A 20972-nucleotide genomic window follows, 5' to 3' on the forward strand; every position below is an offset into this window, starting at 1 on the left:
ACCGCACGAACGCACGAAAGGGCCCCGACCTCGTCCATGAAAGGAACGAGGCCGAGGCCCTCTCTCGTCTCAGATCAGCCCAGGCGCTTGACCAGCGGGAACGGAATCGTCTCGCGGATGCCCTGGCCGGTGAGGACCATGAGCAGGCGGTCGATGCCCATGCCCATGCCGCCGCACGGCGGGAAGCCCTGCTCCATGGCGACGAGGAAGTCCTCGTCCATGACCATGGCCTCGGGGTCACCGTTGGCAGCCGCGAGGGCCTGCGCCTCGAAGCGCTCGCGCTGGACGACCGGGTCGGCCAGCTCGGAGTAGGCGGTGCCCGTCTCGAAGCCGCGCACGTACAGGTCCCACTTTTCGGTCAGGCCGGGGCGCGAGCGGTGGTAGCGGGTGAGCGGGGAGGTATCCTCCGGGAAGTCGTAGACGAAGGTCGGCGCCCACAGCTTGGAGGCGACGAGCTCTTCGAAGATGTCCTCGACGATCTTGCCGGAGACCGCGTAGTCGTCGACCTCCAGGCCGATGCGCTCGGCGTACTTGACGAGGGTCTCACGCGGCGTCTCCACCGTGATCTCCTCGCCCAGGGCCTCGGAGGTGGAGCCGTACAGGTCGATGCGGTCCCACTCGCCCGACAGGTCGTACTCGGTGCCGTCGGCCAGGCGCACGATTTCCTCGCCCTCGGACAGATCGAAGGCGTCGCGCGCGGCCTGCTGGATGAGGTCGCGGGTCAGCTCGGCCATGCCGTTGTAGTCCGAGTAAGCCTCGTAGGCCTCCAGGGACGTGAACTCGGGGCTGTGGGAGGAGTCCATGCCCTCGTTGCGGAAGTTGCGGTTCATCTCGAAGACGCGGTCCACGCCTCCGACGACCGCGCGCTTGAGGTAGATCTCCGTCGCGATGCGCAGGTAGAGCTCGGTATCAAGCGCGTTCATGTGCGTCGTGAAGGGACGAGCCGCAGCGCCGCCGTGGATCATCTGCAGCATCGGCGTCTCGAGCTCGATGTAGTCGCGGCGGAAGAAGTTCTCACGGATCGAACGGTTGACGGCCGCGCGGATGCGGATCATGTCGCGCGCGGCGGGGCGCGTGATCAGGTCGAGCTCGCGGCGACGGATGCGCTGATCCTCGGACAGGGTGATCTCTTCGCCGTCCTCGGTGGTCCAGGTCTTGGGCAGGGGGCGGATCGCCTTGGAGGCGATGGCCCACGAGGCATCGGGGGCGGGCAGCGCCGTGGGCGCGGCGTCGTAGGCGGCCTGCGCCTCGGGCGTGACCTCGGCGGGGGTCGCGAAGATCGACAGCTCGCCGCGGCGCGAGGAGATCACGCGGCCGTGGACGAAGAGGTGGTCGCCCAGGTCGACGTCGTTCTTGTAGGCGGCCAGGGACTCGGCGCCGACGGAGGCGGCGGAGAGCATGACCTGGATCTTGTTGCCCTCACCGTCCATGAGGGTTGCGAAGCAGAGCTTGCCGCCGTTGCGCGCGAGGATGACGCGGCCCGCCAGGCCCACGTAGTCCTCGGTTTCTTCGCCGGCCTCAAGGTGCGCGTACTTCTCGCGCACGGCCTTGATGGTGGTCGTGATCGGCAGGCGCACGGGGTAGGCGGGGATGCCGGCCTCCATGAGGCGCGCGCGCTTGGCCGCGCGAACCTTGACCTGCTCGGGGGTGTCGTCTGCGGGTGCTTGCGTGGGCGTAGAAGAATCGGTCATGCGCCTATCGTACCGGGATTTGCCCCCGCAACGAGGCAGGGGCCCGGTTGGGCAGATCACGAAGCGTTCGGCCCGTTTCCTTCTCGCGCTGTCAGTGGGACTCCCCGACGTTCGTTCATGAGGCGGTGAGAGCGGCCAGTGAGAACGTGGTAACCCCGCCCTCGAGCGTCATCGTTGGACCATCAGCCGTCACGACAGCAGCGAAGGAAGGCTCCCCCATGCGCTCATCGTCAACCACCTCAAGGAATCGCATCAGACTCTTGGCTCCAGCAGGTATCGCGGGTTGCCCGAGCTTGACCTCAATCGCTCCCCATCGACCATCAGGGAGCTCGGCAATCACATCGACCTCTCGTCCCGCCTTATCTCGGTAGTGCATGACCTGCCCCCCAAGCTCCTGCATGTAGGTGCGCAGGTGCTGGACGACCATCGATTCGAACCAGAGTCCCGCCGTGTTCAAGTCCGCGAGCAGCTGACGCGAGGATGTTCCCAAGGCCGCAGCAGCCAGCGCGGGATCAACAAAGTGAACCTTAGAGGCGGAGCGAATAGCAGTCTTCGAGCGTATCTGTGGAGACCACGCGTCTTGTTCCTCGACGAGGAAGATACGTTCCAACGAACCGATGTACCCGCTAACGGTACGCGGCTGAATATCACCGACGCCTCGCATATCCGCCGCGATCCTTGTCAGCTTCAGCTCGGACGACAGGTTGCGCGCCAGCGAGCGCAGCAAAGCTGTCACTGTTCGTGGCTTACGGCGAGGTTCATCATCCAGGCGCGCAATGTCACTGACAGCAACATCCTCAAGGTACGCGCGCAGATTACGCTGGGCGTCCTTATTTCAGCGCATGTTTTGGACGGACATTAGCGCATGTTTTGGCTTCATTTTAGCGCGCGTTTCGGACGTAAAGTTGCGCATGTTGTGCCTGCCTCGGCGTGAGCGTCACCTCTTCACGGCAGCTGGGCCCCACTGGTGGCAACGGAGGCAGGGCACCCACACCGCCTCCACCGGGGTTAACGCACACATAAAAGGGCCACAGATACACGAAGCGCCCACTGTCACCAGTGGGCGCTTGCCCGTGCTGTCAAGCGTTGGTCAGACGCCGGAGCTCTTCAAGCCCAGTTCGCGGGCCCGCTGCGAGTCCTCGGGAACCGTGCCCGCATGGTCGCCGGCGCTGACGATCCTGTTGGAGCCGTCGACGAAGACGACGGACGGCTTCACCCGGCGCACGAGCGATTCGGGCACCTGGGCGTAGGCCATGATGATGACCAGATCGCCGACGGTCACCTTGTGGGCGGCCGCGCCGTTGAGCTGGATCGTGCCGCTGCCTCGCTCCCCCGCGATCGTGTAGGTCGAGAGGCGCTCGCCGTTGTTGACGTCGACGATGTCGACCTTCTGCCCGGGAACGATGTTCGCGGCGTCCAGTAGGTCCTCGTCCACCGTGATCGACCCGACGTAGTGCAGGTCGGCACCGGTGACGACGGCGCGGTGGATCTTGCCGATCGCCATCTCGCGGGTTATTTCCATCATGCGAGGTCCCCCGCACGCTCGGCGAGGCCGGCGGGTGTGGAGGCACCACGCAGCGGCACCTCCATGTTGTCGATGAGGCGGGTCGTGCCCACCTTGGCGGCGATGAGGAGGCGTCCCTCGCGCGAGCCGTCGGAGAGAATCGTGGGAGCAGCAGCCCCCTCGCCGACGGGCACAGACTCGGTGCCCGCAAGGATTTCGAAGGTCCCCGCGTCCACGAGCGCGATGTAATCCAGGTCAATACCACCCTCGGCCTCGATGACCGAGCGGCACTCGGACACGATGTCCGCGCCCTGCGCCCCGGCCTCGGCGACCTCGGCACCGCGACGAAGCGCGCGATTCAGTGCACGGGCGCGGATGCGTTCCTCATCGCTCAGGTACTGGTTGCGGCTGGACAGGGCGACCCCATCCTCCGCGCGCACGATCGGCACGGGGTGGACGCGCACGGGGATGTCCAGCTGGGAGAAAACAGTGCGCAGGACGGCCAGCTGCTGGGCGTCCTTCTGCCCGTAGAGCGCCACGTCGGGGCGCACGAGGTTGACGACCTTCGTGCACACCAGGGCGACGCCCGCGAAGTGCGTGGGGCGCGTCTTGCCCTCGAGGACACGCGCGATCGGGCCCGGGTCAATCGACACGGTCGCGGGCGTGGGGTAGACGTCCTGCGGCGCGGGTGCCCACACGAGGTCCGCGCCCACCGTCTCGAGCGCGTCCATGTCCGCGTCCAGGGTGCGCGGGTAGGCGTCGTAATCCTCACCGGGCGCGAACTGCGTGGGGTTGACGAAGATCGTGACGATCACGTGATCGGCCAGTTCGCGGGCTTCGCGCACGAGCTGCAGGTGCCCGGAGTGGAGGGCACCCATGGTCATCACAAGAGCCTTCGTGCCGGGCAGACGCGACAGGGCGTCAGCCAGCTCGGCACGCGTGTGGGTGAGGACAGGACGATGAGTCATAGTTCTATTCTTGCAACTTCGGCCCGCCGGTGCGCAATCGAGTCGCTTTCCTCACGCCTGAAGTTTTCGCGACGAGGCGGGGGTTGCGCCGGTGCTCCATCGCGCGTATCGAGGTCGGAGGGCGGGCGTCCGTCAAGCGTCCGGATCGAGCAGGGCAGCCTCGACGCTGGTGGCAGCCCGTTCGTCGAGGAGACGCGCGTCGCGCAGCAGGCGGGTCAGGGCACGGGTCATGTCCGCGTAGGTGTCCCGCTCCCCCGCGAGCGCCTCACGCGAGCCGAGACAGCGCGCGTGCGCTGCAATCGTTCCCGCATCGGCGCGGGCTGCGGGTCCGGAGATGCCCGCAACCCCCTCGGTGAGGGCGCGGTCGAGGGCCGCCTCCAGGAGGGGGCGCACGTAGAGGGCGGGGTTCTCGATGCCCGCCTGCGCGAGAATGCGCGTCGTCTGCACGGTGATACCGGCGATGAAGTTAGCGCCGTGAGCGAGGCCGGCGTGGTAGAGGGGGCGGTCCTCCTCGGCGACGACGACGGGTTCGCCGCCCATTTCGACGACGAGGGCCTGGGAGATCGGCAGGAAGGGAGCGGCCGCCGTCACCGCGAAGGGCGTTCCGACGAGGCGCGCCACGTCGACGCTGGTCCCCGTGAACGTCATTGCCGGGTGGATGGCCAGCGGGATCGCACCAGCGGCCGCGGCCGCACTGAGCAGCCCGACGCCCGATGCACCGGACAGGTGGATGACGATGTGCCCGCTCTGCCAGGCCCCCAGGTCGGCCAGGCCTCTCACGAGCGGGCCAATCTGGTCGTCGGGAACGGCCACGATGACCACCTCGGAGCGGCGCACGACCTCCTCGGGCGTGGCAATCGGAACGCCGGGGAGCATCGCGTCCGCGCGCTCACGGGAGGCCTCAGACGAGGCGGAAACGGCGACGATCTGGTGCCCGACCGCGCGCAGGGCGGAGCCGATGACGGGGCCGACGTGGCCCATGCCGATGATGCCGATTCCGAGGCGTCCGGGGGTGCTCATACCTCCATTGTCGCCGATCGCCGCGCTACTTGTCGTCCTCCGCGCGCTGTGAGGTCGCCTCGACGATCGCGGTGACACGCGAGAGCCAGCGCTCGCTGCCCTCAGCCTCGCGACGAATTTTCGAGGCCTGCGACAGCTGCGCCCACAGCTCCAGCGAGCGGCCCGTCTCGACGTGCTCGGCCATGGACGCGACCGGACCCGGAACCAGCTCGGCACGCACGGAAGCGACGCCGCGCCACCGCTGAACGGGCCCCTGATGCAGCGAGACCGACTGGATGCGCGTCAGTGGGATGATCGAGAAACGCAGGTTGAAAAACCCGTCGCGGATCGCGAACACGGTGTCGGTCAAGCCGAAGGCGCGGCGGCCGTACTCGAGCGGATCCAGGATCCTCGCGCTCGGCGGGATCGGAGTCATCCACTGGTTCTCGCGCGTACCGACGCGCAGCGCCTCGAGGAAGCCGTCAGGATCGTTGACGCCCAGATCCGGGATCGCCATCGCAATCGCCTGCATGACCTCCGCGCGAGTGCCGACGGGAAGCAGCACATCCGAGGCCACATCGACCTTCATGCCCTTGTTTTTCTCGTCCTGCGTGTGCGCCGCGTTGCCGGCCTGCGTGATCTCCACGCGATACCAGCCAAACAGTCGCCAGATGAGCGGCTGAGTCACCTCGACGGCATGGATGCGCCCCGGCGGGATCGTCACGTGGCGACGAGCCGTCAGGCCGCGGTCGATGCGCACGCCGTCCGCGGCGATCGCCGCGGTGAAGCCGAACTCCCGATCGAAACGCGCCCAGACGCCAGCCAGGAGACTGAACGCGCCCGCCAAGATGCCCAGGAAGCTCATGATCGACGTGACACCGACAACTCCAATGAGGAATCCGTTCAAACCGATCAGGAAGACGCCGAAGAACAGGGCGACCACGTTGTCGATGCTCGCCAGCATGGACACCAGGAGCGTGACGAAGCCGACCTTGAAAACGGGGCGCTCCGGGGCCTCCAGCGGTGTCTTTGTCGTCGCCGCGCGGGCCGAGGCACCGGCGAGGTCGGCGGGATCCACGACCTCGTCGATCGCACCCGAAGCGAGCGCGAGGAGAAGCGCACGCAGCTCCTCCAACTGGGCGGCAGGCAGCAGGCCCAGTTTGATATTCGAGTCGGCCCCTCCAGCAACCTCGATGTCCAGATATCCGAGGCCAAGGATGCGCCCCACGAGCGAATACGACACGTTGATCGTCTGAATGCGCGTCAGCCGCGCGTGACGCTGGGTGCGCGTGAGGATACCGGCGCGGTACCAGATCGCCGTGTTGCTCACCGCGTAGCGGGTCTTCCTCCACGACAGGTAGCAGTACGCACCCGCGAGCGCGAGAACGATGCCCGCCGCAATCAGAAGGCCTAGGAAAATGCCCGTGGTTGCGAGCCATGGCGGCGTCTCACCGCTCAGCATGCGCCCAATCGCGGACGCATTGCTCAGGGACACCACGCCAACGACGCCTGCGATACTCCCCGCCACGCGAGGAACGTAGGTGAGGGGATGAAGCGGCTTCCAGTCCTCGGGGGCGATGCCGCCCACGGAGAGGTCAGTGCTCATAGGCCCATCAGCTCCGCCGAGCCGCGCTCCGCCAGGACGTCACGCAGACGCGCCGCGTCCGCGACCGGCACGCCGCCCAGCGTCGCGTCGGTCTTCGCGCTCGCGGTCGAGAGCTTGATCGTCGAGATGCCGAGCAGGCGCAGGACGGGCCCCTGATAGATGTCGACGTACTGGATGCGGCCGTAGGGCACGAGGGTCATCGAGCGCTTGAGAACGCCGCGGCGGATGACGAAGTCCGTCTCCGCCAGGGCGTAGCGCAGGGCTCGCACCTGAGCGGGCACGAGCCACAGGCACACCAGTGCGATGGCGGCGGGCACGAGCATGAGCCACCACAGCGCCGGAATATCGACGATGAGGACGAGCGCGGAGATCAGGCCACACAGGGCGCCGCAGGCCGCGAGGGCGTTACCGAGGCGCAGGGTCGCGAGTTTGGCGGATACGTGCTGAAATTCGACGCCCTCGGGCGAGAGGACGTCCACTGAGCTGCGGGATGACATGCTTCAATTCTTGCACATCTTTTCCGCGCCTTTTCTCGTCATTTGCTCCCGCGTGGCCGCCCGAAGTGGCGAAGCAAACAAAAGCAGCGCCCACGCTCCCACCTACCTCACAGGAAACATTCAGACACATAGGCGACACTGGACGCATGAGCACCCCGGGAACTGAAGCAAAACTCCTCGTCGTCGACGACGAACCCAACATCCGCGACCTCCTCGCCTCCTCGCTGCGTTTCGCCGGCTTCGACGTCGTCACCGCCGAGGACGGCAGCGGCGCATTCCACGAAGCCCAGGCCTCGCGCCCCGACCTCATCGTCCTCGACGTCATGCTCCCCGACATGGACGGCTTCACCGTCACCAGGCGCCTGCGCGACGCCGGCATCACGATCCCCGTCCTCTTCCTCACCGCGCGCGACGACATGCGCGACAAGATCCAGGGCCTGACCGTCGGCGGCGACGACTACGTCACCAAGCCCTTCGGCCTCGAAGAGGTCGTCGCCCGCATCCGCGCCATCCTGCGCCGCACCATGGGCTCCGAAGAAGACGACGCACTCCTGCGCGTCGGAGACCTCGTCATCGACGAGGACGCCCACGAAGTCACGCGCGCGGGCGTGCCCATCGACCTGTCCCCCACCGAATTCAAGCTCCTGCGATACCTCGTCATCAACGCCGGACGCGTCGTCTCCAAGATGCAGATCCTCGACCACGTCTGGGAATACGACTGGGACGGCGAAGTCGCCATCGTCGAGTCCTACATCTCCTACCTGCGACGCAAGCTCGCCGTCGAAGGATCCTCCGGCGAACTGATCCATACCAAGCGCGGAGTCGGCTACATCCTGCGCGCTGAGGACTGACGTGCGCCCCGGCCTCGCTCAACGGATCGAAGCGTGGTGGGATTCCAAACCCCTCTCCTCCCAGCTCGTCACGCTCATCACCTCCCTGCTCGCCGTCGGACTCTCACTGTCCGGAACAGTCATGATCGGCCTGTTGCAGCGCCACCTCACCTCCCAAATCGACGACCAGCTCATCGCAACCGCCCACACGCTGCAGATCTCCGCCTCCACAGCCACCTTCTCCGCCGACGGCCAAGGCGGCATCCCCACCCTCTACTACATCCACATCCGCAACACCGACGGGACCGACCGCTACTTCTACTCAGAAGACACCCTCAAAGTCTCGGGCAAACCCGACCTTCCCGACCTCGTCGACACCTCCTCGGCCCCCATCTCCTCGTTCCGCACCCTGCCCATCACCGTCTCCTCCTCGAAGATGGGCCTCGGGTGGCGCGCCCTCGTCGTCCCCGTGTACGAGCAGGACTCCGGGCAGTTCTCCGGATACATGACCATCGCCCTGCCCCTGTCGGACATGCAGCACACGCTGCGCACGACGGCCTCCTACTTCGCGGTCGCCGGCTCAATCATCGTCCTCATCGGAGGCTGGACCGGCCGCGTCCTCGTGCGCCGCGCCCTCCTTCCCCTGCGTTCCATCGAGTCCACCGCCGGCAAAATCGCCGCCGGAGACCTCACGAAGCGAGTCACCCCCCACCCCGTCACCACGGAAGTCGGCTCCCTCGCCCTCTCACTCAACACCATGCTCACCCAAGTCGAGCAATCCTTCGAGGCGCGCCAAGCCTCGGAACAAAAAATCAAGCGCTTCGTCTCCGACGCCTCCCACGAGCTACGCACACCCCTGGCCGCCATCTCCGGATACTGCGAGCTCTACGCCATGGGCGGCGTCCCCGCCGAACGCACCGACGAAGTCATGGGCCGCATCGCCTCCGAATCATCGCGCATGGCCACCCTCGTCGAAGACCTCCTCACCCTCGCCCGCCTCGACGAAGGCCGCCCCCTCGACATCACCGACATCGACCTCGTCAAACTCGCCGACAACGCGGTCTTCGACCTCCAAGCACTCGACCCCACGCGCACGGTCGGACTCACCGGCATCAGCGGACGCACACCCCCCATGACCCTCATCATCCCCGGCGACCGCGACCGCATCTCCCAGGTCTTCACCAACCTCATCGGCAACATCGTCCGCTACACGCCCGAAGGCTCCCCCGTCGAAATAGCCCTCGGACGCAGCGGTGACACCGCCATCGTCGAGCTCCGCGACCACGGCCCCGGCATCGACGAAACTGACCGCGGGCGCGTCTTCGAACGCTTCTACCGCGCCGACAGCTCACGCAACCGAAAATCCGGCGGATCCGGCCTCGGCCTCGCCATCGTCTCCGGGATCCTCGCAGCTCACAGGGGCAACGCATCGCTCAGCAAGACGAAAGGCGGTGGACTCACCGTCCGCATCGAGCTCCCCACGACGTGAACGACATAACGAGCAGAACTCACGCTCTCGACTTTTCCGCTCAATTTAGGCCATTTCCACCCCAACAGTTCATGCGAAACGATCGGGATTTTCCCCGATTTTTTACCAACGAACGTGACCTTCGCTCAAAAGCGCACTAGCATGGCTCGGGTATTCCTCAGCAAGGAGAGTGGCCCATGGGTGCTCAAGCACCTCAGTGGCTGCTGACGTCTTTCGTTGACGCCATGCAGCAAATCGGCGCAACCGCGAGCCAAACCGACCTCGAACAAGAGGGCGCCAACCTCGCGGAGCGCTGGAGCGCGCCCGAACGCCAGATGCACAACCTGCGTCGGCTCATGAACACGCTCACCTACATCGATGAAATTTCCTCGTCCGCGCACGACCCCGACATCCTGCGCGTCGCCGCGTGGTACCACGGCGCCTTCCTCAACAAGGCCCTCGAGATCAAACTCGGCGGGTTCCAGGCGAACTTCGCCTCCACCCGCTGCATCGATCACGCGCACAACCGCCTCACCAACCTCGGCGTGCCCGAGGAGGTCGTCGTCCGCGTCGATGAGCTCATCGCCTTCCTGACGCGCCACCGCGCACCGCGCACCGACTTCGACGCGCAGGTGCTCGTCGACGCCGACCTGGCTTGCCTGTCGTGCAGCCCGCAGGATTACAAGAAGCTGCGGTGCTCACTGCGCGCCGAGCTCAGCGAGCTCGACGATTTGCAATTCATCAAAGCACGCATGGCGCTCGTCAAGAAGCTCCTCAGCTACGAGACGATCTACCAGTCCCCCCTCGGCTCCACCTGGGAAGACACCGCCCGCGCGAACCTCGAGGTCGAACTGACCCGTCTCGAGCGCGAGAAGGCCCAGCTGTGCCAGGCAGCCCAGACCGAGGACACGGACGACACCGAGGAGGCGGACGACACCGACGAAGTCGTGGAGAACTCCACGACGACGACCGGCACGTTGATCATCAAGCGCCGCTCGATCAAGAAGCGCATCCCCGTCGCTTCCGCGGACGACGAGGCAACGTCCACCGGAGTCCTGCCTCGCAAGATCGAGGAAAACACGGATTCCGACGAGGACGTGGAAACCACCTCCTCCCTCGAATCCGCCGTCGAATCCCTGGACCTTCCGACCGCCGACTGACGAGGCCGCGGCTGGCACCTGCTTGTCAGGCCATCCGACGCGTCGACCAATGGAGCCGTCCTCCCCACTCGGGGGGCGGCTCCATCACTTTGCTCTGCACGTTCAGGCTGCTCGGTGCGCCCATGGGCGGCGGGCCAGCATGATGTCGCGTGTCGCACTTGGCTCCACCACGATCCCGCAGCACCCGCATCCAGCCCCACACCCCTTATTCCTGCACCGACACCCAATTTCGCATGCAATTCCCCCGCGACTATTTCAAACCTTGAATTCATAACGTTGGAATTGCAACGTTTCCAGACTTTGTTGAAACTTCACCCAATCGAATTGCATGCGACTTTTCTAGAGGAATCCCCTGCCGCCACCCACCGGCACCGCGACCAGGCCCCCTCACCCAGCCATCACGCACGCCATTGCTTCACCCACCCCCAATTTCGCATGCAATTCCCCCGCGACTATTTCAAACCTTGAATTCATAACGTTGGAATTGCAACGTTTCCAGACTTTGTTGAAACTTCACCCAATCGAATTGCATGCGACTTTTCTAGAGGAATCCCCTGCCGCCACCCACCGGCACCGCGACCAGGCCCCCTCACCCAGCCATCACGCACGCCATTGCTTCACCCACCCCCAATTTCGCATGCAATTCCCCCGCGACTATTTCAAACCTTGAATTCATAACGTTGGAATTGCAACGTTTCCAGACTTTGTTGAAACTTCACCCAATCGAATTGCATGCGACTTTTCTCGGGGAATGCCCCGGCATCATCCCCGGGCACCGCAGCCTGTCCCTCTGGGAGCTCGTCCGTCAGCAGCACAGGCATACCTCGGGGCTATCCACAGGCACTTTCCCATCAGGCAGTTATCCACAGGGTTTCATTTCTGCCTGGATCACGCGCTGTCACGCGCGTAGCGTCGATGTCGACGGACCCACCCGGGGTCCCACAAAGGAGTGACATCATGACCGCATACGCCGTCGACGCCGAACAGATTTCCGCCGCAGCCGCCCAGGCTTGCGCAACCGCATCCACCATCCGTAGCGAAGTCGATACGATGATGGCCCAACTTTTAGCACTGCAGGACTCGTGGACCGGCGGCGCTCAGGTGAACTTCCAGGCATCCATCACCCAGTGGCAAGCCGTCCAAGCGCAGACGCACGACGCCCTTGACGGCATCTCCACGCAACTACAGGCGGCCGCCGCGACCTACTCCGATGCAGAGGCCCACTCCGCCGCGCTCTTCGCTGGAGCCTAACCCGCCCACTCGGAGCAGCAATTCCGGCCAGGGCTCCTACGCCTCGTGCCAATGCCTCGGGCTGGTAGACAGACGCCTGGGGGCGGGACCCTGACGAGTCCCGCCCCCAGGCGGATCAGCTTAACGCCGAGCGGCTCAGTACATGCCGCCCATGCCAGCAGCCGCATCGTCGCCACCCGCGGCCGGAGCCTCGGGCTTGTCGGCAACGACGGCCTCGGTCGTCAGGAACATGCCTGCGATCGACGCGGCGTTCTGCAGCGCGGAACGGGTGACCTTGACCGGGTCGGAGATGCCCGCGGCCATGAGGTCGGTGTACTCGCCGGTCGCAGCGTTCAGGCCGTGGCCGGGCTCCATGTGAGCAACGCGGTCGGCGACCACGCCACCCTCGACGCCCGCGTTCTCAGCGATCTGCTTGAGCGGAGCGGAGATAGCCAGGCGCACGATGTTCACGCCGGTCGCCTCGTCGCCGGTGAGAGCATCGAGCTTGGGCAGCGCCACGGTGGCAGCCTGGATCAGGGCGACGCCGCCGCCGGCGACCAGGCCCTCTTCGGAAGCCGCGCGAGCGTTACGAACGGCGTCCTCGATGCGGTGCTTGCGCTCCTTGAGCTCAACCTCGGTGGCCGCGCCGGACTTGATGACGGCGACGCCGCCAGCCAGCTTGGCGAGGCGCTCCTGCAGCTTCTCGCGGTCGTAGTCGGAGTCGGTGTTCTCGATCTCCTGGCGGATCTGGCGCACGCGGGCATCCAGCATGTCCTTGTCGCCAGCGCCCTCGACGATGGTGGTCTCATCCTTGGAGACGACGATCTTGCGGGCGCGGCCCAGCAGCTCGAGGTCAGCGTTCTCGAGGGAGAGGCCGACGGTCTCGGAGATGACCTGGCCGCCCGTCAGGATGGCCATGTCCTGCAGCATCGCCTTGCGGCGCTCACCGAAGCCGGGGGCCTTGACGGCCACGGACTTGAAGGTGCCGCGGATCTTGTTGACGACCAGCGTGGCGAGGGCTTCACCCTCGACATCCTCGGCGATGATCGCGAGGGGCTTGCCGGTCTGCATGACCTTCTCCAGGACGGGGACGATGTCCTTGACGTTGGAGATCTTGGAGTCCATGAGGAGGACGTAGGCGTCCTCGAGGACGGCTTCCTGGCGCTCCTGGTCGGTCACGAAGTAGGCCGACAGGTAGCCCTTGTCGAAGCGCATACCCTCGGTGGTCTCCAGGGTGGTGTCGAAGGAGTTGGTCTCCTCGACGGTCACGACGCCCTCGGCGCCGACCTTCTCGAAGGCCTCGGCAATGAGCTTGCCGATGGCGGGATCGTTGGCGGAGATGGAGGCCGTGGCAGCGATCTGCTCGGTGGTCTCGACGGGCTTGGCGTCGGCGTGCAGCTGGGCGACGATGGCCTCGACGGCCTGGTCGATGCCGCGCTTGAGGGCGATCGGGTTGGAGCCGGCGGCAACGTTACGCAGGCCCTCGTGGACCAGCGCCTGTGCCAGAACGGTCGCGGTGGTCGTGCCGTCACCCGCGACGTCGTCGGTCTTCTTGGCAACTTCCTTCACCAGCTCGGCGCCGATGCGCTCGAACGGATCGTCCAGGTCGATTTCCTTGGCGACGGAAACGCCATCCTTGGTGATCGTGGGGGCGCCCCACTTCTTGTCGAGCACGACGTTGCGACCCTTGGGGCCAAGCGTCACCTTGACGGTGTCGGCCAGCAGGTTGAGGCCGCTCTCCATGCCACGACGGGCATCTTCATCAAACTTGATGATCTTGCTCATTGAAAATGTGTCCTTCCGCGATGCGGATCGGGTTCGATGCCCGCGACGGACGGCCGCTTGTGTGAGACGACCTCATCGAACCGATGCTCTTATCACTCTCCATGTCGGAGTGCTAAATAAGATTTTGGCACTCACCACCCCAGAGTGCAAGGCGAGGTCGCAGAGCTTGAGTCGGATGCGCTCAGGGCGTAACGCGCGAGGCCGAGGGTAAGCACGTATAGCACTCCCCATCGGGCATGATCGAGGCGTCAGACTGAGGCAACACGTGGCCCTCTCTACATCCGTTCACGAGGTCTCACACAGACCGCGCGCGATGATATGGACGAGGTGACAACACGCCGTCGAACCCCACCCCCATCGAATACGAGGAAGCTCGTCGAAGCCGATGCACGGAGCATGGATCTACTACCCGAGAGTTCCACGTCTCATGCGCGACGACCGTCGACGAATTTCCTCCAGGTGCGTGAGGAACCGGAATTCATCCTGCACGACCTCGCTGGACCATACCCGGTACAAAACTCTCCCAGCACACACCCCCGACGGGCCCACCCGGTATAAAACTCTCCCAGTACACACCCCCGACGGGCCCACCCAGTACAAAACTCTCCCAGCACGCCCCAAAACGCTGTTTTTGGCCCATTTTGCGCCAGCAGGGAGAGTTTTGTCCCGCTTCCGCCACCAACACGACGAGCGGGGCGAAAAAAATCACGCACCAACACGCCACCACACCCCAATCTGGCCCCAATAACGCACCCCTCCCCCAATTTCGCATGCAATTCGGTTGCCTGAACTTTCAACAAAACCCAGAAACGTTGCAATTCCAACGATATGAATTCAAAGTTTGAAATAGCCAAAAGGGAATTGCATGCGAAATTACCGTGCCGACAGGGCTGGTCGCGGTGCCAGGCCGCGGTGCTAGTGGGCGGCGGCGGAGCCTGGCTGCGGTGCCCGTGGGCGGTGGCAGGGCCTGGCCGGGCTTCGAGGCGACGCGCCGAGCCGAAGGCTCGCGGCGCGGACGGCTCGCGGGCGGGCCGCCGCCCACGGGCACGCCAAGCAGCCCGGCCCCACAACCGGGTCCCCCACCGCCCGGAACATCAGCGGCGCCACCAACACCGCCGGAACATCAGCGGCGCAACACACTACCGAGGCATAGCAAAGCCGCCCGGCCCCGCAGGGGCCGGGCGGCTCACCCAGTATCAGAGGATCATCGAAGAATCACGACAATATCGGGATTACCGAGACCGCTTTCCTGGCGCACGTTCGAGATGCCGAGCTTCGAGGCAATGTCCTTGGCGGTGCCTTCCATCCGGGGATCCTCGTAGAAGACGGTAGACGTCTGAGTGGTCCAGCCGTCGGCGTTCGCGGCGCTGGTCCCCGCGTATCCGGCCTGGTTCAGGATCTGGGCCTGCTGGCTGGCGTACCCCTGAGTGCCGGTGCCGTTGAGGACCTGAATGACGGCGCCGTGGTCAGGCTCTGAGGTAGCCGCCGGGGAGGACGAGCTCGGGGAAGGCGTGGGCTCGGCGGAAGGGGTGGCATCGACTGTGGGCGCGGCGCTGGGGCTCGCGGACGCACTGGGCGTCGTCGCGGCAACGGTCGGCGTGGTCGTGGCCGACGTCGTGGTCTGTTGGCGCGACAGGGCGGTCGCCGCTGCCCATCCGAGGGCCGGAACGATCACGAGGATGGCCAGGAAAGGCCACACGTTCTTCCACTTGGACGGCTTGGGGCGGTGCATGCCGACGGGCATATCTTCGCCGGCGCGGTCAAATTCATCCCTGGGGTACTGAGAACTCACGCGTTCAGACTATCGGATAAGAGGGAGTGGGGCGCAAGTGGCGCGCGGGGAATGTGGCGTGGCTTGTGCGGCATTAGGCTGATGCTATGAGTGAACACAATCCCCGTCCGCTGACTGAATTGATTGATCCGGGTTGGGCTCGGGCACTCGCCCCGGTGGAGGGGCGCGTCCACGAGTTGGGCGCGATGCTGGCGACCGAGGTCGAGGAGGGGCGCGGCTACCTGCCTGCCGGCACGGATGTGCTGCGCGCGTTTACGTACCCGTTCGACAAGGTGAAGGTTCTGATTGTCGGGCAGGACCCGTATCCGACGCCGGGCCATGCGATGGGTTTGTCGTTTTCGGTGCGCCCGGGGGTGGCGCTCCCCAAGTCGCTGATCAACATTTTCCGCGAGCTGAGCGAGGACATGGGCGTGCCTGTTCCGACGTCGGGGGATCTGACGCCGTGGTGCGAGCAGGGCGTGTGTCTGCTGAACCGCGTGTTGACGGTGCGTCCGGGTGCGCCGACGTCGCATCGAGGCCGGGGCTGGGAGGAGGTCACGCAGTGCGCGATTGATGCGCTGGTGTCCCGCACGAGGCCGGATGGCTCGCGTGCGCCTCTCGTGGCGATCCTGTGGGGTAAGGACGCACAGTCGCTCACGCCACGCCTCGGCGAGACACCGATTATCGCGTCGGCGCACCCGTCGCCACTGTCGGCGTATCGCGGATTTTTCGGCTCGCGGCCGTTTTCGCGGGCGAATGAGCTGCTGGAAGCACAGGGGACGTCCGGCGTGGATTGGTCGCTGGGCATCTCTCATTGACGAGGCCGGGGCACCTCGCCTGATCGGGCGACGGTGGGGTGCGGCTGCGGTGCCGCGGTGAGGGACTCCATGGAGCCGGCTATCGGACTCGAACCGATGACCTGCTGTTTACAAGACAGCTGCTCTACCAACTGAGCTAAGCCGGCGGCGGACACTAGTGTGCCACAGGTGGGGGCTCCGGCGCGCGCGGGCGACGGTGCGTGGCCGGTCGCACGGATGCGACGCAGCGATGACTGTGGGGGTGGGGCCGCGCAGCGGTCCCACCCCCACAGTGCCGACAGGCTCAGTTGGAGCTGTTGGTCGTTTCGGAGCTCTGGGTGTTGTCGGCCCCGCTCTGGGAGGGTTCGGTGGCCTCGGGGGCCGTGGTTGAATCGGTGCCCTGGGTGGCGGAATCGGTGATGCCGTATTCCTGGGCGATGGTCTGGCGCAGCGCGGGCAGCTGGGTGCCGAGCGGGATCACCGTGGAGTGATCCTTGACGAGTTCGGGGGTGCCGAGGCTTCCGTTGCGGCCGCTGTATCCGGCGTTCTGCCAGGCGGTGGTCGAGGCCTTGAGGTAGTCGTCGACCGCGTTCACGGGGAAGGTGTCGATGACGCTGGAGGGGACGCCCACCTCGGCTGCGATGACCTTGACCTGCTTCCAGGAGGCGTCGAGGTTCTGGACGACGGTGCCGTTGGAGGCCTGGAACTGGCTGCGGAAGTAGGCGAGCAGGGCGTGGTGGAAGTCCACCCACTTGTCGGGTGCCTTTTGCGCGACGACCAGGGAGGCGCTGGCAGCGGGCTTCAGGTAGTCCATGTTGACGGTGATGACGGGCTGCAGCTCGATGTTGTAGTGGCCTTCGGCCGCCCACGTGGTGAGGTCCGCACCCATGTACGCGTCGAGGTCGGCGCACGCGTGGCAGGAGTAGTCGAAGTATTCGGTGAGGGTGGGCAGGTTCGGGTCGGCTTCGGCGACCACGCCGTTCGCGTTGACGATGATCGGGCGTCCGTCGGCGTAGGGGCCGAGGACCTGGGATGCGTCGACGTTGTGTGCAGCGTTGACCTGCGCCTGCTGCTTCCAGATGACGCCGCCGACGGCGGCGGCGATGGCGAGGACGATCGCGGCGACGGCGGAGATGACGATGATGCGGGTGCGGCGGTCGGCGCGCTCCTGTGCTTGGCGCATCTGCGCGGCTTTGGCGCGCACGGGGTCGACGGTCGGCTTCTTCTTCTGAGCCATGAACTCACCCTCCAAAGTAGTTGAATGTTGCAATAGTATCGGGCGCGGTCCTCCCGCGCTTAGTGCGCCAGCCCACCCGTGACGATCAGCCACGCACCTGCAAGGAACCCTCCACAGCCTACCGCGAGGAGCGCGCGCCCCCATGCAGGACGCACGATCGCGCGCAGCGATGTCGCCATCCCGACGCGCAGATCCGCGGCAAACGGCATCAGCCACGCCGCCAGGAGAGTGACGCTCGCGAGCGCCCATACGATAATCGTCCCACGCGGATCGCCCAACCAGTAATCGTCACGATCAAGGCTCGCGGCGGTGGCAATGTCGGCCGGCCAGGACCAGAGGATGCGCCCCTCGCGGGAGTAGGACACGAAAGCCCAGATCGCGTAGGGAACGAGCCCTCCCACGACAAGGCCGAGGGCGGTGGTGAGGACCGAGCGCACGAGCAGGATCGGGGACATAGCGATGACAGCCGCACCGTCCGAGGCCTTGGGGCCGCGCAGGATGCGGCGCCTCTCGAGCCACCGATTCATGGCGCCGACCAGGCCGAAGGCGGTCAGGGCGATGCCGACGATGAGGGTGCCGCTCATGCCGAGCAGGAAGGGCAGCGCAGCCAGGAGTGCGAGGAGTGCGGCGCTGGAGATCCAGGCGCTCTTCTTCGCCGGGGACGAGGCCGACTCGCCCTGCGCGCCGACCGCGGTCTGGCCGGGGTTCCACTGCTGTCCCGCCCCCATCGGCGAGGACGCGAAGGCCGCTTGAGGCGGGAGCTGCTGCCCGTATCCGGGCGCCACGCCGGGACCTGCACCGTTGCCGCCCCATGATTCCCCGTAGCCGCCCTGGACCCCCTGGTAGTGAGGCTGCGGATAGGGAGCCATCACCTCGGTAGGATCCGCGTCGTCGACGACCTGCCACGTGTCAGTCGCATCATCGTGCCAGGCGACCTCATCGACATCATCTTCCCAGTCACCGTATCCCTCGGCGACGGATGCGGTGTCCACGACGTCGGTGTGGTCATTTGCCGCAGTGAACTCCGAGGCATCGCGGCGCGGATGCTGGGGATAGGAGACGGCGCGCGCACCCGAGGCATCAGGGCGCTGCCCCGCATCCTCCCACTCAGGAGGCGCGGCGATTTCCTGCGGGTCGGAGCTGACCATCTGCGTGCGCATGCCGGTGTCGAGGAGCTGAGCCCAGTTCACGGTCACGTAGTCGAGCTCTCCGGGCGCCCATCCGACGGCGCTCATGAGGTCGGCGACGATCAGGGAGGGCGACGGACGCTCGTCCGGATCGGGGCAGAGCCCGCCCGCGAGCGCGTCGGCGACCATGGGATGCAATCCGGCGAGGTCAGGGTCCCCCTCGAGGACACGCAGCATGGTGGCGGAGACGTCCCCCTTGCCGAACGGCGGGCGGCCGGTCGCGCAGGACAGCAACGTCGCACACCAGGCCCACCAGTCCGATTCTTTCGTGGCGCCGTGTCCCTGGAGCAGTTCGGGCGCAGTGTATCCGGCAGTCCCGGACACGAGGCCTGTGCTGGTCAGGTGCTGATCCGACGTCGCCATCGCAATGCCGAAATCGATGAGAACGGGGCCGCGCGGCGAACAGATGATGTTGGAGGGCTTGATATCGCGGTGAATGATGTTCGCGTGGTGGACCGCCGCAATCGTGGAGGCCAGGTGATACGACAGAGCTGCGACACCGCGCAGCGGGACCGGTCCGGAGACGAGGATTTCCGCGAGCGTGGGCCCCTCGACGTATTCCGAGACCACAAAGGGCTGCGTCGCCTCCGTCTCCGCGTCAACGATGTGCGCGACGAAGGGCGAGCGCACGGAGTTCACGGTGCGCGTCTCACGTTCGAGGCGCGCACGCGACGCCTCCGAAGCCGCCATCGCGGGGTGCATGGCTTTGAGGGCGACACGCGTGCCACCCCCGTCTTCGGCAAGCCAGACCGTTCCCGCGCCGCCCGTTCCGAGTCGGCGGATCAGCCTGTAGCCGCCCAGTTCCTCGCCTTCTTCCACGCCCTCAGCCTACCTGGCCCCTCCCCCATCTGCGGCCATCCGCTCGGGGCGGCCCCGGCCTCGTCCCCGTCATCGGCGAGGAAAAACGCACCGAGAATCCACGATCTGAGCCGAACTGTACACCCGCGCGCGAGCGTGCTAACTTCACCATTAGTCGCGCGCGCGGAATGATCCGTGTTCGCGGCTCCGTGGGCGAAGACGCTCCACGGTCACCCACTACGGATCGTCCGGCACGTACCTGCCGGTGGGAAGGAAAACTCCATGGCAACCGTCACTTTTGACAAGGCGACCCGCATCTACCCGGGTTCCGACAAGCCCGCCGTCGACCAGCTCGACCTCGAAATCAAGGACGGCGAGTTCCTCGTCCTCGTCGGCCCTTCCGGCTGCGGTAAGTCCACCTCGCTGCGCATGCTCGCGGGCCTGGAGGACGTCAACTCCGGTCGCATCCTCATCGGCGACAAGGACGTCACGGACGTTCCGCCGAAGAACCGCGACATCGCGATGGTCTTCCAGAACTACGCCCTCTACCCCCACATGTCGGTGCGCGAGAACATGGGCTTCGCCCTGAAGATCGCCGGCACCCCCAAGGAAGAGATCAACAAGCGCGTCGAAGAGGCCGCTAAGATCCTCGACCTGGAGCCCTACCTGGACCGCAAGCCCAAGGCCCTGTCCGGTGGCCAGCGTCAGCGCGTCGCCATGGGCCGCGCGATCGTCCGTAAGCCCCAGGTGTTCCTCATGGACGAGCCCCTGTCGAACCTGGACGCGAAGCTGCGTGTCCAGACCCGTACGCAGATCGCCTCCCTGCAGCGTGAGCTCGGCGTCACCACCGTGTACGTCACCCACGACCAGACCGAGGCTCTGACGATGGGCGACCGCATCGCGGTCCTCGCCGGCGGCCTCCTCCAGCAGTGCGGCACCCCGCAGGAGATGTACGAGCGTCCCGCCAACGAGTTCGTCGCAGGCTTCATCGGCTCCCCCGCCATGAACCTGGGCACCTTCACGGTCGACGGCGAGTGGGCCAAGCTCGGCCCCGCACGCGTGGCCGTCTCCGAGGCCGCCCGCGCCGCGATGACCGCTGAGGACGGCGGAAAGATCAAGATCGGCTTCCGTCCCGAGGGCCTGGAAGTCGTCTCCGGCGACACCGAGGGCACCATCCCCGTCGAGGTTGACTTCGTCGAGGAGCTCGGCTCGGACGCCTACGTGTACGGCCACCTGGCCGGCGCCGCCGAGGGCGAGGCCCTGGGCTCGGGCGCCGAGGGCACCGGCAAGCAGCTGATCGTGCGCGTCCCCCCGCGCACCGCTCCCGCGCGCGGCGGCGTCCTGCACGTGCGCATCCGCGAGGGCCAGCAGCACAACTTCTCCGCTGCGACGGGTGCTCGCCTGCCCGAGTGACGCCTAGCGCTCGCGCACAGCGATAATCGGC

General features: G+C 66.0%; 18 protein-coding genes and 1 tRNA gene. 6 read left to right on the plus strand and 13 right to left on the minus strand.

The genetic code is table 11. From position 1 onward, the window contains the following. Positions 1-74 precede the first annotated feature (74 nt). From HMPREF1478_RS01935 to HMPREF1478_RS01965, 7 genes are all read right to left on the minus strand, one after another. Positions 75-1691, minus strand: coding sequence for a lysine--tRNA ligase (locus HMPREF1478_RS01935; protein WP_016460394.1), 1617 nt, complete (start codon positions 1689-1691; stop codon positions 75-77). Positions 1692-1806: 115 nt separating this feature from the next. After that, the gene (locus tag HMPREF1478_RS01940) at positions 1807-2505 is read right to left on the minus strand and encodes a DUF4143 domain-containing protein (RefSeq protein WP_083940056.1); all 699 of its coding nucleotides are present in this window, start codon (positions 2503-2505) and stop codon (positions 1807-1809) included. Between the two features lie 276 nt (positions 2506-2781). Next, positions 2782-3216 (minus strand): aspartate 1-decarboxylase, encoded by a 435-nt coding sequence (gene panD / locus HMPREF1478_RS01945; protein WP_016460396.1) that lies wholly within the window; start codon positions 3214-3216, stop codon positions 2782-2784. Beyond that, entirely contained in the window at positions 3213-4163 is a 951-nt protein-coding gene (gene panC / locus HMPREF1478_RS01950) for a pantoate--beta-alanine ligase (RefSeq protein WP_016460397.1), read from the minus strand. The genes panD and panC overlap by 4 nt, the downstream gene beginning before the upstream one ends. 132 nt (positions 4164-4295) lie before the next feature. Further along, positions 4296-5183, minus strand: coding sequence for a Rossmann-like and DUF2520 domain-containing protein (locus tag HMPREF1478_RS01955; protein ID WP_016460398.1), 888 nt, complete (start codon positions 5181-5183; stop codon positions 4296-4298). A gap of 25 nt (positions 5184-5208) precedes the next feature. Beyond that, positions 5209-6768 carry a PH domain-containing protein gene (locus HMPREF1478_RS01960; RefSeq protein ID WP_016460399.1) on the minus strand — a complete coding sequence of 520 codons (1560 nt, stop codon included), beginning with the start codon at positions 6766-6768 and terminating at the stop codon, positions 5209-5211. Beyond that, positions 6765-7265, minus strand: coding sequence for a PH domain-containing protein (locus HMPREF1478_RS01965; protein ID WP_016460400.1), 501 nt, complete (start codon positions 7263-7265; stop codon positions 6765-6767). The genes HMPREF1478_RS01960 and HMPREF1478_RS01965 overlap by 4 nt, the downstream gene beginning before the upstream one ends. 146 nt (positions 7266-7411) lie before the next feature. Here HMPREF1478_RS01965 and HMPREF1478_RS01970 point away from each other — a divergent pair, with 146 nt between their 5' ends. The 3 genes from HMPREF1478_RS01970 to HMPREF1478_RS01980 all read left to right on the plus strand — a co-directional run bounded on the left by HMPREF1478_RS01970 (position 7412) and on the right by HMPREF1478_RS01980 (position 10723). Then, complete coding sequence (locus HMPREF1478_RS01970) at positions 7412-8116, plus strand: response regulator transcription factor (protein ID WP_016460401.1); 705 nt, start codon at positions 7412-7414, stop codon at positions 8114-8116. A 1-nt stretch (position 8117) separates the two neighbouring features. Further along, positions 8118-9584, plus strand: coding sequence for a sensor histidine kinase (locus tag HMPREF1478_RS01975; protein ID WP_016460402.1), 1467 nt, complete (start codon positions 8118-8120; stop codon positions 9582-9584). 176 nt (positions 9585-9760) lie between these two features. Further along, positions 9761-10723 carry an HD domain-containing protein gene (locus tag HMPREF1478_RS01980; protein WP_016460403.1) on the plus strand — a complete coding sequence of 321 codons (963 nt, stop codon included), beginning with the start codon at positions 9761-9763 and terminating at the stop codon, positions 10721-10723. Positions 10724-11382: 659 nt separating this feature from the next. On the opposite strand, the gene HMPREF1478_RS10520 is transcribed toward HMPREF1478_RS01980, so the two are convergent. Continuing rightward, complete coding sequence (locus tag HMPREF1478_RS10520) at positions 11383-11538, minus strand: hypothetical protein (protein ID WP_156824701.1); 156 nt, start codon at positions 11536-11538, stop codon at positions 11383-11385. 142 nt (positions 11539-11680) lie between these two features. Here HMPREF1478_RS10520 and HMPREF1478_RS01985 point away from each other — a divergent pair, with 142 nt between their 5' ends. After that, on the plus strand, positions 11681-11974 hold the full coding sequence (locus HMPREF1478_RS01985; protein ID WP_016460404.1) for a WXG100 family type VII secretion target: 294 nt from the start codon (positions 11681-11683) through the stop codon (positions 11972-11974). Positions 11975-12109: 135 nt separating this feature from the next. Here the strand turns inward: HMPREF1478_RS01985 and groL are convergent, their stop codons facing one another. Both groL and HMPREF1478_RS01995 read right to left on the minus strand, forming a co-directional pair. Continuing rightward, positions 12110-13738, minus strand: coding sequence for a chaperonin GroEL (gene groL / locus HMPREF1478_RS01990; protein ID WP_016460405.1), 1629 nt, complete (start codon positions 13736-13738; stop codon positions 12110-12112). 1204 nt (positions 13739-14942) lie between these two features. Continuing rightward, complete coding sequence (locus HMPREF1478_RS01995; RefSeq protein WP_034474814.1) at positions 14943-15482, minus strand: LytR C-terminal domain-containing protein; 540 nt, start codon at positions 15480-15482, stop codon at positions 14943-14945. A gap of 134 nt (positions 15483-15616) precedes the next feature. On the opposite strand from HMPREF1478_RS01995, the gene HMPREF1478_RS02000 reads away from it, so the two are divergent. Further along, positions 15617-16327, plus strand: a complete 711-nt coding sequence (locus HMPREF1478_RS02000) for a uracil-DNA glycosylase (RefSeq protein WP_016460407.1) — start codon at positions 15617-15619, stop codon at positions 16325-16327. Between the two features lie 70 nt (positions 16328-16397). Here HMPREF1478_RS02000 and HMPREF1478_RS02005 read toward each other — a convergent pair. From HMPREF1478_RS02005 to HMPREF1478_RS02015, 3 genes are all read right to left on the minus strand, one after another. Then, positions 16398-16473 (minus strand) — tRNA-Thr (locus HMPREF1478_RS02005). A 137-nt stretch (positions 16474-16610) separates the two neighbouring features. Continuing rightward, positions 16611-17543, minus strand: a complete 933-nt coding sequence (locus tag HMPREF1478_RS02010; RefSeq protein WP_016460408.1) for a DsbA family protein — start codon at positions 17541-17543, stop codon at positions 16611-16613. 59 nt (positions 17544-17602) lie between these two features. Next, on the minus strand, positions 17603-19549 hold the full coding sequence (locus HMPREF1478_RS02015) for a serine/threonine-protein kinase (protein WP_016460409.1): 1947 nt from the start codon (positions 19547-19549) through the stop codon (positions 17603-17605). A gap of 261 nt (positions 19550-19810) precedes the next feature. Between HMPREF1478_RS02015 and HMPREF1478_RS02020 the strand changes: the two genes are divergently transcribed. After that, positions 19811-20941, plus strand: a complete 1131-nt coding sequence (locus HMPREF1478_RS02020; protein ID WP_016460410.1) for an ABC transporter ATP-binding protein — start codon at positions 19811-19813, stop codon at positions 20939-20941. Positions 20942-20972 lie beyond the last annotated feature (31 nt).

The organism is Actinomyces sp. HPA0247 (genome assembly GCA_000411415.1).
Taxonomy (GTDB): domain Bacteria; phylum Actinomycetota; class Actinomycetes; order Actinomycetales; family Actinomycetaceae; genus Pauljensenia.